The organism is Pedobacter sp. N36a (genome assembly GCF_014472395.1).
Lineage (GTDB): Bacteria > Bacteroidota > Bacteroidia > Sphingobacteriales > Sphingobacteriaceae > Pedobacter.
Genome location: NZ_JACSZW010000017.1, coordinates 22,693 through 38,966 on the forward strand (window position 1 = coordinate 22,693; position 16,274 = coordinate 38,966).

The 16,274-nt window shown below is 39.8% G+C and carries 13 protein-coding genes and 1 tRNA gene; 4 read left to right on the plus strand and 10 right to left on the minus strand.

Annotated elements, in window-relative coordinates:
- Positions 1-92 precede the first annotated feature (92 nt).
- On the minus strand, positions 93-1,313 hold the full coding sequence (locus tag H9X96_RS21555; RefSeq protein WP_187668272.1) for a S41 family peptidase: 1,221 nt from the start codon (positions 1,311-1,313) through the stop codon (positions 93-95).
- Positions 1,314-1,510: 197 nt separating this feature from the next.
- Here H9X96_RS21555 and H9X96_RS21560 point away from each other — a divergent pair, with 197 nt between their 5' ends.
- Both H9X96_RS21560 and H9X96_RS21565 read left to right on the plus strand, forming a co-directional pair.
- Positions 1,511-2,056, plus strand: coding sequence for a DUF6597 domain-containing transcriptional factor (locus tag H9X96_RS21560; protein WP_187668273.1), 546 nt, complete (start codon positions 1,511-1,513; stop codon positions 2,054-2,056).
- Positions 2,046-2,588, plus strand: a complete 543-nt coding sequence (locus H9X96_RS21565; RefSeq protein WP_187668274.1) for a dihydrofolate reductase family protein — start codon at positions 2,046-2,048, stop codon at positions 2,586-2,588. Before H9X96_RS21560 ends, H9X96_RS21565 begins: the two co-directional genes overlap by 11 nt.
- A 4-nt stretch (positions 2,589-2,592) precedes the next feature.
- Here H9X96_RS21565 and H9X96_RS21570 read toward each other — a convergent pair whose 3' ends face one another.
- The 4 genes from H9X96_RS21570 to H9X96_RS21585 all read right to left on the minus strand — a co-directional run bounded on the left by H9X96_RS21570 (position 2,593) and on the right by H9X96_RS21585 (position 9,687).
- Complete coding sequence (locus tag H9X96_RS21570; RefSeq protein WP_187668275.1) at positions 2,593-4,830, minus strand: S41 family peptidase; 2,238 nt, start codon at positions 4,828-4,830, stop codon at positions 2,593-2,595.
- Positions 4,831-4,997: 167 nt separating this feature from the next.
- Positions 4,998-6,038 carry a linear amide C-N hydrolase gene (locus H9X96_RS21575; protein ID WP_187668276.1) on the minus strand — a complete coding sequence of 347 codons (1,041 nt, stop codon included), beginning with the start codon at positions 6,036-6,038 and terminating at the stop codon, positions 4,998-5,000.
- A gap of 315 nt (positions 6,039-6,353) precedes the next feature.
- Positions 6,354-8,135, minus strand: coding sequence for a PAS domain-containing sensor histidine kinase (locus tag H9X96_RS21580; protein ID WP_187668277.1), 1,782 nt, complete (start codon positions 8,133-8,135; stop codon positions 6,354-6,356).
- 79 nt (positions 8,136-8,214) lie between these two features.
- Positions 8,215-9,687, minus strand: a complete 1,473-nt coding sequence (locus H9X96_RS21585; RefSeq protein WP_187668278.1) for a hypothetical protein — start codon at positions 9,685-9,687, stop codon at positions 8,215-8,217.
- Between the two features lie 105 nt (positions 9,688-9,792).
- On the opposite strand from H9X96_RS21585, the gene H9X96_RS21590 reads away from it, so the two are divergent.
- On the plus strand, positions 9,793-9,945 hold the full coding sequence (locus H9X96_RS21590) for a lmo0937 family membrane protein (protein WP_157262315.1): 153 nt from the start codon (positions 9,793-9,795) through the stop codon (positions 9,943-9,945).
- A 241-nt stretch (positions 9,946-10,186) separates the two neighbouring features.
- Here H9X96_RS21590 and H9X96_RS21595 read toward each other — a convergent pair whose 3' ends face one another.
- From H9X96_RS21595 to H9X96_RS21615, 5 genes are all read right to left on the minus strand, one after another.
- Complete coding sequence (locus H9X96_RS21595) at positions 10,187-11,023, minus strand: DUF6266 family protein (protein WP_187668279.1); 837 nt, start codon at positions 11,021-11,023, stop codon at positions 10,187-10,189.
- Positions 11,024-11,283: 260 nt separating this feature from the next.
- Positions 11,284-11,922, minus strand: a complete 639-nt coding sequence (locus H9X96_RS21600; protein WP_187668280.1) for a bifunctional 2-polyprenyl-6-hydroxyphenol methylase/3-demethylubiquinol 3-O-methyltransferase UbiG — start codon at positions 11,920-11,922, stop codon at positions 11,284-11,286.
- A gap of 99 nt (positions 11,923-12,021) precedes the next feature.
- The gene (locus H9X96_RS21605; protein WP_187668281.1) at positions 12,022-12,885 is read right to left on the minus strand and encodes an AraC family transcriptional regulator; all 864 of its coding nucleotides are present in this window, start codon (positions 12,883-12,885) and stop codon (positions 12,022-12,024) included.
- A 20-nt stretch (positions 12,886-12,905) separates the two neighbouring features.
- Positions 12,906-14,567 (minus strand): serine hydrolase, encoded by a 1,662-nt coding sequence (locus H9X96_RS21610; RefSeq protein ID WP_255431204.1) that lies wholly within the window; start codon positions 14,565-14,567, stop codon positions 12,906-12,908.
- Positions 14,568-14,635: 68 nt separating this feature from the next.
- Complete coding sequence (locus H9X96_RS21615; RefSeq protein ID WP_187668282.1) at positions 14,636-15,445, minus strand: helix-turn-helix transcriptional regulator; 810 nt, start codon at positions 15,443-15,445, stop codon at positions 14,636-14,638.
- A gap of 248 nt (positions 15,446-15,693) precedes the next feature.
- On the opposite strand from H9X96_RS21615, the gene H9X96_RS21620 reads away from it, so the two are divergent.
- Positions 15,694-15,769, plus strand: a tRNA-Lys gene (locus H9X96_RS21620).
- The last annotated feature ends 505 nt before the right edge of the window (positions 15,770-16,274 follow it).

Here is a 16,274-nt window from a genome sequence, read left to right on the forward strand (position 1 = left end):
AACTGTAAAACAGGAAGGGCAGTGTTTGAAATAGTAGATGTGGTGTTTTATGCAGTATTTGAATACTTAACGATAATGAGTATGCTTCTGCATTAATTTATCAGTTTAAATGCTTTCTCAAGAACTTCATCATCTTTGCCTGCAGTTTGTTTTACATAATTTTTCGGTACATATATTTCTCTTGCTGTACCATTAACATGAAATAATTTAGCGGTTGAAAGTCTATATCCAAATTTCTGGTGTTTGAATGAAAAACCGTTCATTTCGCCTGCGAGACGTTCCATCTCTGAACCCACAATTTCAGCTCGTTTCATTCCTTCAAACCCAATCGCAAGCCCTTCACCCATACTTCCAGTCCAGCGGCCAACTAAGACTACTACTGGTTTTTTATATTGTTTAGCTCTTGGACTTACATATTCGATCCAAATTCTTTCAACATCTGGGTTATCGCCGTATTGTTCTTTTTCCAGATGTTTTTGGTAAGGTTGGGATTCCGAAATAAATCTACTCATGATCCCCCGAGCTACGTAAGAATTTCCTCCATCTACCGTGTTTCGTAAATCTAAAATTATGGCCCTCGTGTCCATTAAACTATCTAGCGCTTTGTCGAATGCTGTAATCAGGTTATTATTCCCTAACGAATTATTGATGCGAATAATTCCTACTTCATTTTTCCGTTCGGTGGTTAATAGTCCAGGACTAGTTTTGTACTTTACTTTGTCTAGATCAAGCTCAATTACGTGATTGTCGGTTAATTTTAAGGTCAGAATTCTAGGTTGATTATATCTGCCTGCTAAAATTTTATTCGCAATCCATTCCTTAACTTTTGGAGATTTCTTATCGCTGCAGTGTGTTGGAAATTCCGCTATGGCCTTGCCAAAATCAACTCCATTCATTTTAATGATTTCTGCATCGATGATATGCTGTTCAGGACTTTCTATCTGGGTTTGCCAGATATTTGTAACCACAGCTTTATTGCCTTGAAAAGTTGCATAAATTGGCGAATAAAGACGGTAGGATGATTTTCTATTTGTATTTAAAATCAGGTGACTGTCGTAAAACTCATCTAATAGATATTCAAAAAAGAGTACGGTTTCCTCTTCGGTTTTTATATACTGAATTTGATTCCCATAATATGCTTTAATGCATTCCAAATCAACACTTTTATCTTGAAGATAGATATAGCGACTGGATAGGTCAGCCAGGATTTCTTCAAAATCTTCTTTAATTTTTAACCTGTCCAATTGCTTTTCTTGTCCCCTAACATATCCAGAGCTGAGTAGTAATGTCAAGAATAAAATTAGCTTGTTCATTTATTTGCGCTTAAGGCTTTAAAGTAATGGAACTCGGTTAGCTGGTGCCTTATTGCAATTTAATAAAAGATTTTATATCGAGAATACCATATCAGTTATTGATAGAATTTAGGTAAAGAAAAAGCGATAACCAGAGACATTGCGGCATTGGCCCTAAAGTTGTTGTAAAGAAAACAGTCATCAATATATTATAAATTATGCGGATTCAATCGTATGACATCATTCCTAATCTCCGGCCTTATGTGAAGCTGATCTGCACGATGGAATGCGATAATGATAGAGATACCCGTCATATACGCGTGCTTCCCGATACCTGTGTAGAGTTGTTTCTGAATTATACCAGTACCCCGGTGGCAATTATTGGAGATGAACTGCATAAGGGCAGCATCATTAGCGCACGCATGAGTCGGCCGATGGAAGTGCAGATGCGCAAAGGAGCTGGTTGCCTCGCCATTTGTTTTCATCCAGGAATGGCCTATCAATTCTTCCAGATCCCCATGCGCATTTTAGCAGATACCACATCCGCTTTATCTAATGTCTGGAATAACCTCGTAGAAGAAATTGAGGATCGGCTAGCTGCTGCGCCTAATAATGAAACAAGAGTATCCCTGGCGCAAGATTATTTGACACAGCAATTCGTTTTGATTTGCACAGGCAAAGGACATTCTTTATTAATGTCCGATTTGTACAATTTTAGCGCCTTTAATCTTTCCATTTTTGTCCTACAAAAGTATGAAGAATAGGAGAAAATTAATATTAGGATTAGCAGTCACATTGGATGGATATATTGAAGGCCCAAATGGCGAATATGACTGGTGTTTTACGGATCAGGATTATGCCTTAAACAAGTTCTTTAGCCAGATAGATAGTCTTTTTATCGGTCGCAAAAGTTACGAGATAGCGCAGCAGCATGCGGAAAACAACAATGGAGAAATCGTTCCCGGAATGCAGGAACACGTGTTTTCTACCACCTTGAAAACAGTTAGAGATGGCGCGACTTTGATCGCCGCAAATAGCATGATCGAAGCCAAAAAGATCAAAGAACAGCCAGGCAAAGATATCTGGTTATATGGTGGTGCAGAGCTCAGCGATGCCATGATGAAAGCAGATCTTATTGATGAACTATGGCTGTCTGTTCATCCCATATTACTTGGCAGCGGCAAGCCCTTATTTCGGGTGCAGGATAGCCAACATCAGCTTAGGCTTTTGGAAAGCAAGACTTATGAAACCGGCTTGGTATCGCTCCGCTATCGCATCAATAAAACTGGACTATAGCGAATTACCAACCAGCTTCCAGCAGCGAAACCGCTTTTTCCAGCAATTCATCTTTACCTTCAGTTATGCCTTTTACAGTTGGTTTAATCGGATAATCTAGTCGCACACCCACTCTTTGAGTGGGTTTACCATCTGGATAAAAGACCCCTATTCCAGAAATCCATGAAGAAATTCCTCCAGGTAGCACAATCGTAGAAACATTGCCATCAGCTCCCGCCGTCTGACTGCCTATCACTTTCACATTGGGCGAACTCTGGAAAGCCATTGTCGTGTACTCCGCATTACTCTGGCTTTCTGCATTTACAATCACAATCACCTTGCCTTTATAAGCATTCTTATTCCCACCATTCATCAGGTCTTTGCCAATCACAAAAGTTCCCGGTTGCGCCACACTGCCTGTTGTAAATTTCACAAAAGGGGTTTTGTCCTGTTTGATGTATTCACCAAAGGTGAAGGGCATGAAATCTGATGGATAACAACGCATATCTATCACGATTCCATTTGTATTTTCGAATAGCTTTTTGATGCCCTGCAAATCCGTGTTCTTATATTTTGCAGGATAAACATAACCAATTTTGTCATTCAGCAGATGATACCCTGTTGGTTTGGTATAGTCGATATTTTTATAGGTCAGGCGCATATTGACCATTGGAACTTCCAGGTCAAAAGTTTCTTTTTCATTCTTAAATCCCAATGCCATCGTTGCTTTGCTGGTCCGCAACAGGAAAGCTTTCGGCAAATCTCTCAATTGGGTATCGTAATTGGAAGCCGCTGTAACTGGTAAAAATTCTTGTACCAGATCCCCCACTTTTTTACCATTAATGGTCAGGATTTCATCGCCAATTTTCAGCCTATTTTTAATGCCCAAAGTATCCAGGTAAAAACCGGTAACGATGAGTTTATTCTCTATGAAAGTCGCTTTAAAAGGCGCAGTATTCATCCCTTTATATTGATCTAACACCCCGTGTTTATTCCAAAGATTGGCATGTGTATCGCTAATTTTTGCAATCAATTTTAGGGCAGCTAAATTATAGGCCAGGTCATTTTCTGCGGATACGAACTGCGGTACAAAATCGTACAGTACTTTGTTCCAATCATCATCAATCTGGTATTTATAAGGGAAAAAGTAATTGATCATATTCCAATACCGATATAAACTTAAAATCCGGTAACCAGCATCCGGATATTTCATATCCTCATAATCCCGCTCATTCTGAAATTTTGGATTGCCAACCCCATCGTTCATTGCGACATAATAATTTGATTTGATATTGGAGTTTTTCAAGATATCGCTGAGCCTTTTGCTGATGGATGAACTGAATACTTTGCCCGTTAATAAATCGCCATAATTAGGTTTGGAAGTGCTAACAACATTGGTTTTGCTGCAAGATTTACATGCTGCTATGGGAGGCAATTTGTCTAAATATTGTTCCAATGCATTGCTTAATTCTGCGTTATTTTTTGCAGCAATTACCGAAGGTAGAAATCGGAATAATTCGGCGTCCCAATTGTAATCTCCTTTAGCAATAGAAGGATGATGGTATTTGATAAAGCCCCAGAACTGACCCGCAACAGCGATATTTTTAATCTGCTGCTGACTTGGAACAAATGATGGGATTTTTGAGCTTTTATTAAACTCGTTATCGGTCTCTGCAGCGGCCAGCACACGCGGTTTTAAGGTCTCGATCTTTTTGCCATCAATGTATATTTCCAGGTCATCAAACCAGGCTTTCCCTTCTCCAGCCAGCAATCCGCCAAAGTGAATGCTCCTCACATCCCCCTCATAAGGCAGTTTAATAAAGTATTGTTTCCATTCATTTGTGCCCGTTATCGCCTGCTGCTGCATGTTTTCTAGCTTCAGCATCCGACCACCTTCACCGTCCAATCGCAACCATAAACCAGCAAAGCCTTTAGCTACGCCTTCAGTTTTCATATAGCCCTGCAAATCAATCGTACCACCTTTATAGTTTTCTGCGATCACGGATTCAATGACGCTATATCCTTCTCCCTGTTCTTTCTTTTCAATTGAAACACTATACTTTCCCTTTTTCTTAATCAGGCTGTCAAGCTTGGCAGGATAACTTGCTTCCTGGATTTTATTAAAACCGTAAGTCCAGCCCTTAGGTCTGCTTGTTTTCGAATCTATGTTTTCAAAACTTCCGTTGAGATCGGTTTGAGCGTTACAATGGTAACACCAAACGAATAAGAAGCATGCCAGGAGGAAAGCGCGTCTATACATCATATTTTTTTGTAAGGAGTAAAACTAATTATCTCATAGATCGAAAAATGTTGAATATGGTTCATCAGATCATTTCTTTTTAATAAGCTTTTTGTGGATCAGCAACCGTATTTTCGAGAAAATCTAGCGTAGGGATACGCTTCAAATCGGCGTATCCCTATTCAGCAGATTTAAATCCCTAAAAATTTAAAGGGTTCTGCCGCTTTAAAATCCGGATTTGACAATCCATTTAAAGCTACCCCTTTATTCAAGCTCAACTTCATAGACTTCGCTCCTTCCTTTAAATCAAATTTATTAAGGTCTACCCAAAAAGTTCCTGGAGTCAGCACATTTTCAAAATAATAGACTTTATTCTTTTGATCTGCTACAGATCTCCATCGGGTGGAAGAAATATTCGGTTCAGCTTCTGAACTGATGCCGAATGGTACAGAACAATTCCGGATCACACTGAATACACTCGCCACAGCAACCCTGACATCATCTGTTTGTGGAATCGCTTTGATATAATAAGAAGCTCTTACGAAACGGTCCGCTGCACGATTGGTGCCCGGCAGCATAATTGTTCCAGGGATACCTGCCCAATATTTATCTAAAGCAAGCTGCTCATTGAACACCGGCGAATTTGTCATTACCGTATAAGCAACATCATGATGAATCACCAGTTTTCCATTGATATATTCAAATATGGCATTGTCACCAGCAGCATCAGAGATCGATAAATGAAGCGTAGTGAATTTTTTAGTACCAGGCACATAATCGCTCACCACCACAAAAGGTTCGTCCTTTAATGCAGTTACGGCTTCGTTTACACTGCCAAAATTATCCAGTACATATTGCGCCCAGGCTGAAATGCTAATCCCTTTCTTTTTACCTTCAGGGTCAAATTTTGGATAACTGGATTCTACCAGCCACAATACATTGGCCACTAGTCCTTTTTCATTTAACCCATCTACTGTGGCAATGTCCCAGGCGCTGGAAATGACGCTGCCATACTTGGAAATCCATTTTAAAGACTGCGGACCCACTTCTCCAGTCCGGGCAATTCCTCTCGGAAACACCCATAAATTGGCGGAAATTTCGTCTTTCCAATCCATACTGCGTGCAGTGAGCACCATTCCATTCGGACCTTTATACACCACTCGTGTACAAGCTAAAGCTTCTTTTTGAATAAAAAGAAATGCTAAAAAAACAAAAGAGAAAAGATACTTCATATTGATAGAGGTTAGTTAATAAATAGCCTGATCCTATATTACTAAATAATTGATATCGAAAAATGAATTCAATGCGCGCGTTTTTAATACAACCGATACAAAATCGTACAGAGAACTGATCCCAATCCTAATACACAAGCGCATTTACATAAAGCTAAGGAATTAAATCTTAAAAGCTGTTTTTTAAAGCCATTAACAGCAACCAGAAATACTATAAAGAAAATTAACCTAAAAACAGGCCGTTCAAGCGAAGCCATCCAAAACCATGATCGCCTATCAGCGCCCAGCTGCAATTGCGGTTCTATTCTATCTTCATTAAACCTTACCATTTAAAGGCAAACTGAAATAAAAGGTAGAGCCCTGTCCGGGTTCACTATCTACCCATATCCTACCATTATGACGCGCAATAATCTCTGCACTCAAATACAATCCGATCCCGAAACCGGAAATATGACTATCACTTTGTACGCGATAATACCTTTCAAAAAGCTTGTCCATATCCTGGGTCTGAATTCCGATGCCATAGTCACGTACGCTCACCTGCGCCATCTGATCTGCCAGCTCACACTTCACATCAATTTGTTTAGATAAGGGTGCATATTTTATAGCATTACTCAGTAAATTGACGATCACACTGCTAATTTTATCATAATCCGCATAAACGAGTAAATGATCACAGCCATGAAAAATGAAGTTCATCCCATCTTCGATCATCCGGCTTTCTTCCAAAGCCGATTCCACCAGATTACTCAGTGAAAAATGAGTTGGAGAGAGTACAATTTTTCCAGATTCCAGTCGGGAAACATTTAAGAATCCGTTGATCATACCGGTCATCTTTTTTACCTGTTTGCCGGCCAGCACTAAAGAATTATTGATGAACTCGTTGCCTACCCCATTCACCTTACGCTGCAGGATTTGAATGTAGCCATTTAGTGAAGTTAGGGGTGTTTTCAGCTCATGACTCACCATCGCAATGAAATCATTTTTGCGCTGTTCATCCTTTTTTATCGGAGTAATGTCCATGACTACCCCTGTAAAGGAAGAAAATTCGCCAGACTTATCGGATTTTAAATTTCCAATGGCCCTCAGCCAGCGCAGTTTCTGATCATGGAATCCAACTACAGGATAGGATACATCAAAATCGCCATTACCACTAAGCGCATTTTCGAATTTTTGCTGTACATAGGATCGGTATTCCTCGGTCACCTGTTCTAAAGCATCATCAATGGTAATTTCATGATCGGGATGAAAGCCAAAAAGTTCCCGGAGGCGAGCGGAAGTGATGAATGCTCTGGTTACAGAGTGGATATGCCAGGTGCCCAAATTAGCGGCCTCAACAGTGAGTCGTAAAGCAATTTCTTTATCTTCCAACTGATCAAAAGTCTTCTGCAAATTCTCTTTAGCTTCCAAAAGTTCTTCATTGGAGGACATCAATTCCTCATTGGCGGCATTTAGCTCTTCATTTATCGCGGCCAGCTCATCGGAAATCTCCCGGTAACGCATTTCACTTTTTGACAAATCTTTCACTCTCGCCGCTACCCTTGCCTCCAGTAATTCATTCATCAGACTGAGTTCTGTCTGACTTTGGTCGAGCTCATCATTAACTGCTTTCAGCTCTTCATTTGCCGCAGAAAGTTCTTCATTAAGTGCCTGCTCTCTCTCCAATGCCTGGTCCTTTGCATGCACTTGCTGTATGATCCTTCGGTTCATCACCCGATCCGTCACATCATTGGCCAGGTGCAGTACACAAATGACCTGACCTAACTCGTCCTTAATTGCCCGATATTCAAAATCAAAGTAAAAAGTTCTCATCTGTCCGCCCACCATCAAATCGGCAGCGGTCTCGGCCCCGGAAAGGGTAATCCCTTCCTGCCATACACGCTTAAACATTTTGGCAAATGGCTGTCCTTTAAGCTCCGGAAGCGCTTCTTCTAAACCTTTCCCAATCACAGCACTGTCTTTCCCCCAAATATCAAGCATGGCCTGATTTGCCACCTGAATCACTGCCTCCTCACCTATATGAATAGCGGTTGCCGTCCTACCCTGGCTCAAAACCGAAATGAGCTGATCCTTATTTAACAGTTGTATCCCGTTCATATCAATAGGTATTTTCCATTTAAATCCCAGCTATAACCATCATAAATGGTGATTTGTTTATGAACGGTACAAAAAAAACTTAGGAAGATGAGGAAAGACGGTCTATTTTTTTCTGGAATTTTGCCAGATATTGATGCCATTCTGGTTCATTTTCATAAAGTTTTTTTGCGTAGTCATAAACTGCCTCCTGGAAGTGATGGCCCCAGATTTTATCGATGGTTGCTATGCCTGAATCCAATGCTTTTAGGAGCACGGTGTTCTTAGATACATTTGCAATTTTACAAAATTTATCTAACCACAAGCCGGGTCCTAATCTGACATAGTCAATCAGCAATTCTTCCGTAATAAATTCAGGAGGCACGCTGCTCATTTGGGATTCATGATAATGAATGATCTCTTTAATCAGGTCTTTGTCCAGGTATTTTTCAGGAACAAATGACAGGTAAGTTTGATGCTTTGCGGCTAAATAACAATGCGCTTTAGTGAGCAAGGAATCAGGAACATACCTCATGTTGATGCCATTTTTTATTAAGGCTTGCTCAATTCGCTCCTGACTGATGAAACTTTCAGGAAAATAAGAAAAACAAAGCGCGCCATATTTTGCATACGCTTTTTCAAAAACACGTTGTGTCTTAAATTCCGCTGGAATCCGGTTTAAAATACGCCAGTTTTTATATAATTTTCTCAGCCAATAGTGCTCGTCTTTCGCCAGTAATTGGGTTGCTGTCGACAAGACAAATTCCCCCTCATTTAAATCGAAGATTAGATCTTCAAAAGTTGGTGTTGGATTGGCTAAAAGTTTGCTGAGCTGATCGGAACACCGCCAATCTCCGGCCTCATCTTCATAACAGTTATTTTCAGGAAGGTTTTCTCCGGTTTTGTCATTGTAATAAAAAAGACTGGTCTGATAATTATTTAGATAGGTATAATGGTCGTTGATGATCAATACCGGCGCAGTAAGCAGTCCATCAGCTCTAAAATATCCGTGGTTGTAATGACTGATAAATACTTCTGTTACAGTGACCTCATTTTTTACATACATGACTGAGCCGCCTGCTACTAAACTCTGACAGTTAATTTGACCGGATACATACAGAAAAGCACCATAATCGCCCTCCTCATTCAACAGCGAACCTTTGATGTTCAGGTTACCGAAAACAATTAACCCTTCCACACGTTCATCGGATGACTGTAAAGGAAGATTCGGAAATTGACTCTTCCATTTCTTATCGTGCATTGTCCAGCCATGGTCAATATCAAGCCTCAAATGATCTGCAAAACTCACATCTCCATGGCAGACTATAAAAATAGCCTCCTCCTCAAATTCTTCTCCCTGATATGCGGAAATCGTATTCCAGGCATCATGGAAATCCTGAGTTGCTAAAAGTTCTTTAAATGTGATAAAATCGAAATTGTTCATATTAGCGCCCCAATATACTACCCTTCCCGTAGAAATCACAATATCAACAAGCAACAGGTCAAAATTGTAAAGGACGACCGGAATCACTGGAATTTCGTGGGGTTCAGCGGCACAAACCATTTCCCTGAGCATCAGGAATTTCAGTGATCGATTAGAAAATAATCCAGCGCCTAACCAAACCAAAGCCCCTTGGCTTTGTTCATAGACAAGAACATTAACTTATAAAATCTATATACTATGGGAAATCTACTTTATACCATCGCAGTCATCCTCGTTATTATTTGGGCAATCAGTTTCTTAGGAGGCTATTATACTGGAGGCATCATTCATATCCTAATTGTAATTGCGATTATAGCGGTTATTTTGGGCGTGATCAGAAGGGCATCTTAACACGCAATGCTTAATCTATAATCAGTGTGATGTTTTAAATTACATCCACTGATTATTTTACCAGTATACACTCCTCAAAAAACACACAAATTCAACAGAAAGCGCTGAATTACAGTAAAATATCGACAACATCAGGAGCTTTTTCCTTTTCGTTTGGCCATAAATTTTTGACAAAGCAAGCTCATCAACAGGCTGAAAAATTAATTTTCCAGCCTATTTTACATGGATTTAGTCCCTGATTTTAGACTGATTTGCCCGGCAGTTTTGCCAGCTTATCCTTTAAAACCAGGTATTCTTTTTCCAAATGCCGGAAGGCTTTAGATTCGACGATTCCCTCCGCGTAATCCATTCTTTTTTGCTGATATTGGACGGCAATCAGATCAAAACGTGCTTTAATCTGGTTGTATTTCTCCTTTTCTGCTATTTGCATTATGGTTTCCTTAACGCCATTCAAGTTTCCCACATACGCACTATCAGAAATTAACTTTCCATTTGCAGATTTAAAACAGATATAAATCTCCATCTGTTCAACCATTTTCCAATCCCTGTCTAAAGGAACAAAACAGCCTCCATCCGCTCTACGAGCAGCATTTAAATAGCTACTCGCCTTTTTTTGCCCTGGATGGCAGACCATCACCATGACCGAATCGTCGATATCACCATTTTCAACAATCGCAGTATCCCAGGTTAAATTAATCCCATTTTCGCCTTTGCTGACATGCAGATGCTTAGCCATTTCCAGGCTTCCCTTACTCAGGACTACTTTCGCATAATCGACCGAAATATTGGGGTAACTGCCGGTTAAAGCCGCTTTCTTATTGTAGGAGGTCGCTATATTGTGTGGATTTTTAAACGTTCCCTCTGCCTCGAGCTTAAAGCTGACATTGATAAAATCGGCCATAGGATTTAACAGCTGCATCGTTACTGCCATCGCTTGACGGTTGGCCAGTTGTTTTAAGCTAGGTTTCCCTGGCTTTCCGATCGCACGACAGACCAATTGTCCATTTAACATATAAAAGACCGAGTTTCCTATTTTCCCGGAAGGGTACCCAAAAGGGCCTGCAATGAATTTTGCCATGATAAAAGTGTTTATTTACGTGAATGAATAACCACTAAGATACTGATAAACAAAGACTAAACCTCTTATAATTAATATTGACACTAATTTTATTAGCACCTATGCACTTGATTAATACAAGATCTAGACCCTGTTTCTAAGCAAAAAAGGCACTAATAGCCCTAGCAACCCCCAGTTAAAACGCTTATAAGCGCTATAAACCTAGGGTCAGTAAGCAATGACTTTTTGTTCCTTAAATTCGTAAAATTATCAGTTCTTCTCTACATTGGCTTTCTTCCTACAAAGCGAATTACAGCACCCTGACCAATATGATACTTCCCTTCTTCTAGCTCAACGATACGCTCTTCAAACAGCAATGGTTCGTAATTTTCGAAATCAGCCTTGATCTCTGCGATAGAAAACAGCATATCTGTCTCTTTCGGACCACCAACTTTAGGATTTATCGCATTAAAATCGAGGTGTGCTTTACTGAATGCCTCCATGAGGATCAGGCCACCAGGTTTAAGATAACCTTGTAATTGCTTATGGAGCATTGATTTCCGATCTGCAGAAAAATGTGCGTAGATCAGACCGATCACGTCGAAAGACTCCTGCTCAAACTCTAATTTTTCCAGATCTTCCACGAGGTACGTGATAGACACCTGTTTTTCTTTTGCCAATTCAAGCGCTTTCAATTTCCCTGCTTCACTTAAATCACATGCAGTCACTGCCCAATTTAAAGTTGCAGCGTAAACTCCATTACGACCTTCCCCATCGGCAGGCATCAAGATAGCGCCTGGAGCTAATTTCTGCAGCCATTCTTTAAAAAAAAGATTAGGCTCCTTTCCATAAGCAGATCCACTTTCCTGATAACGGGTATCCCACCTTTTTTTATCGGCATCAATCCATGATTCATTCATAATATTCTGATTTAAATTGCACTACAAATTTCCGTTATAAAAGAAATTACGGAGTAGGACAAAATTTGAATTTTATAGGATGTCTGCTGAATTCCGCTATTATTTAAAGCTTTTTCTGAATGCTTCCGGTGAATATCCGGTTTGCTTTTTAAAGAACCTGACGAAGTAGGAAACATCTTCATAACCAAGCTGCGAGGCGATTTGATTTATTTGATGAGCAGTAGCTAAAAGGTATCGTTTAGCTTCCAATAGCAGGTGATCTATGATCAGTTCTGAGCAGGTTTTGTGGAGCGTTTTTTTTGTGATGGCATTCAGCTGATACGTGGTCAGGTTCAATTTCCCGGCGTAATAAGAGACCTGTTTAAACTGAGTTGCGGAAAGGCTGATCAGCTCCTGAAATGCTTCCAGGCGCTCCTGCATATAATCATCATGGTTATCGCCAGGGCTTTTAGCTGAATCGCTTTCCCTTAAAAGTGAAATGAAAAAAATATCCAGATAAGATTGAATGGCTTCCCGATGTCGTTCTTGCTGGTCCTTATTTTCCTTATAAATATTTTCCAGGATGAACGTGATACGGTTCATCTGCGCGGCGTTGAATTGATAGAAATTCCTGCGACTTACTTTCCTGAGTACCTCTTTAGCGGATACTGCCAATGGTGTATAAAAACCAGGGCTGAATTTCAGCAAATACCCCGTACTTCCATTCTTTAAAACCAGTTCATGTACTTGTCCGGGGCGCATAAAGAAAACGGAATAATCCTCGATTGGATAAGTTACAAAGTCGATGCGATGTGCTCCTTCTCCTTTCTCTAAAATCAATATGTAAAAGAAACTATGCCGGTGAAGTTCTTGTACCATATCCTTCCCTGACAGAAATGCCTCCATATCCACTAGGTCGAAGCTCCCGGAAAAAGGAGGTTCTTTAACTGAAGCATTGAGGTGTCTTACCGGAATAGTTTCCATGATCGTTTTTTTAAATCTGCTTACTTTCCAACTACTGCCGGCAAAATATAATCTTCCATCATTTTATCAACCTGGGTATGTCCATAAGCAGTTCCATAAGCTGTAGCGGTGATCACTACCACTAAAGGCTGGTCTTTAAAGACAAAAATCTTATTTCCTCCGTTTCCTGCACAATAAGAAGTTTCATACGCTTTTCCATTTACCTGGTATGTTTTGTTCCAGAAAAGGTAACCGTAATACTCATCTTTTCGCCCTGTTACCGGAATTTGTCTACTTAGTGATTTTTCGACCCATTGCTTTGGAAGTACTTGTTTTCCCTGCCAAATTCCATTGTTTTTATACAATTGTCCAAATTTAGCAAAATCCAGAGCATTCATACGAATTCCACCAGCCGTGTTTACCACATGCTGAGGGGTATACTGCCATTTATAATTTGTGATATTCAAAGGCTTGAAAAGCTTTGCATCTGCATACTTTTCCAGGTGTCCTGGTACTACTTTATCCAGTAAACTACCCACCAACATTGCAGCAGCAGTAAAATAATGCCATTGTCCTTTGTACTTCACCGTATCTACAGGTAGGTCTAGTGTAAATTTCACCCAATCATCTGTAGGATACATATTTTCTTCATTGCCAGGAGAATCACCGTCAGCATCATCACCATCAAAATCAGCGCTCATGGTTAGCAGTTCTTTAATCGAAGTGTTCGCTTTTTTTGGAGAATAATGGTCGTAAGCTTTTAGGTCATAAAATTCTCCTAGTGTTTGATTTTCAGATTTCAACAATCCATCATTTATGGCGATCCCGGTTAAGCTGGAAGCAAAAGTTTTCCCCACAGAACGGACATCGTGCAGACTGTCGCGATTGGCATTGTTAAAGTATTCTTCCAGTAGGATTTTTCCGTTTTTTATCACCACCACACTTGTGATGTGCTTAAAAACTCCTGCTTCAACATTTGCTTTTAAAGCCTTGATTTTATCTTGATTAAAAGACTCTTTAGATACTGCAAACCCATCATAAGCTTTTACAGGAGCTAGTTTTTCGTTACCAAAATCTACTAATGGTTTCCGGTTGACCAGCAAATTTAGTGTACCAGCAGCGATTACATCTCCTACAATGACGGTGGTCGATTTGAGATATGGCCTCAGCTCTATTTTCAATACATGCTTGCCGTCAGTGAGGGCGCTGTCTCCCCCATTGAACATGAATCGGTTCCATGCCGACTGGCTCCAATAGGCGCCCTCATTTTCGTTATCGATTAAAGGTTTAGTCCAGACGGTGAAGGTATTTTGTTCGTTGGCGCGCGGAGCTCCCGGTAGTAGATTACTTTGGTAAACTAGTTTTTGATCTACATAAAAGGAAAATTGATAATTACCCGACTGCAGCAAGGTATTCGAATCCAGCGTTGGTGCAAGCTGTTTTAAATAACTGGTCATCGTATTTCCTAAGAACACGGTAATGAACAGATTGCTTTTGTTTGTGAGTTGGTAGTCGTTCAGAAATTGAGCATTCCCAAGTTCCTTTATTTTGACCGGTTTAGCACTGAAAGCAATTTTTCCAATATTTGCCTTATGGATAGGGTTTTGAATTACAACCTGGCTTTCAACCGCTTTTCCCTGTGCTTTTACCGCGGCATTAAAAAACATCATTGCGCATAGGAGGAATGTGAATGATCGTATCATAGAAAAGTTTATCATTTTTTCTTTCAAAATTAGGGAGTGGTTCGTATTAAAAATAGAATAAAATTAACCTATCTGGGCTCAGCGAAAAGTTTTCTGTAAGCCAACGGGGTAATTTGATGTAAGGATTTAAAGCTGCGTATAAAATGGCTTTGATCGGCGAAACCACAGTCTAAAGCGATAGCAGTTAAGGAAGATTCTCCTTTTACAATCATGGAAAGTGATTGCTGCACTCTTATTGCCCGAATATACTGTCCGATGCCGCAGCCGAAATACTTTGAAAAATCCCTGGAAAGATGTACCGGATGAATGCCAAGTTGTTTCGACAGGTTGTAAAGGGACCAGTCATAAGACAGATCGTCGTTGAGCAGCGCTCTAATTTTCATTACCCAATGAGGGATATTTCCCGAAAAGCGATTTTCATTTTTATTGGCCTTGGTAAACAGCTCAACAAGTAAGGTGTCTATCGCCAGGGTACCTGTATTTTGCTTACTCTCCTTGAATATATTATACATCAGCGCCTTTAATTGCGGATTATACAGGTTAATACTCCCCTGTAGGTTACTGATATTCAAATCAAAGTTCTGAAACCAGTCTGGCTTAAATTCAATATGAAAGCCTCTGGTGAAGCCTTTTGGTTTTATGTTGTAATGAGGTTCCTGCCAATTATGAAACAGTAAGGCTCCGGCAGTACAATGATAGATTTCCTTTTTATTCCCCTCCAGGACTCTCCCATCGAGTAGAAAAGTAAAATAGGCATTTTCATGGTAATGCCAGTCGACCTTTTCCTGGGTGTATTCTGTATCCGTAAGCGTAAGACTCCCTAAGGTTTTGGTTTCATTGGTATTCCCGAAAAATTGGCCGGTTTGGAGGATTTTCATTGTTTAAATTTATAGTGTTTTTTGTTGTATTACGGGGTTTTTCTGGCTTTAATGGCCGTAATCCACGTAAAAGAGATGCTTGTGGATGGGATTTGTTACGTATGATGAAAAATAACTGTAAATTTTTATAGCTATAAATCAATGGATTAAAGAGAAAAAGCTGGTTACAGCGAAATTAAACGGATTTGCAGTGGTACAATCTGCATTATTTTAATACTTTTGCAATCCCGAAACAAGGGAACATAATTGATTCCGTAGCTCAGCTGGTAGAGCATTACACTTTTAATGTAGTGGTCCTGGGTTCGAATCCCAGCGGGATCACCAGAAATAGTAACAAAACGTATAAAAGCCTGCAATTCAATTGATTGCAGGCTTTTTGTTTTTACCCAAAACTACAGTTTATTCAATAAATCACATATAAAATTGAGTGATTCGGTGAGTAAATCGAAGTTCCCCTGACTCACCGAATAAACACATAACATTTTGACAAACAGTAAGTTCATTCATTAAACAACTTGATATCCATTAACTGCAAGGCTACATTTTGTTTAACCTTAAATCAGTTGATTATGAAAACGAATTTCAGTATGCTTTTCTACATGAAAAAGCAAAAAAAAAGGATCAAGCGGAATTCTTGGGGGGAAGGAAATAAATTCTTTCTTTTGCATTCGTAAACCAAACGAAAATTTTCATTTTGAGTCAAGCCGAGCAAACCCTGATCAGTTTATTATTACCGGAAGGTATTCTGGATTATTTTGAATTAACGCAGGTAGAAAAAGAAGGTAAGATGCTAAACATCTACCTTGAAGAGAAAAATATAGCCCCAGAT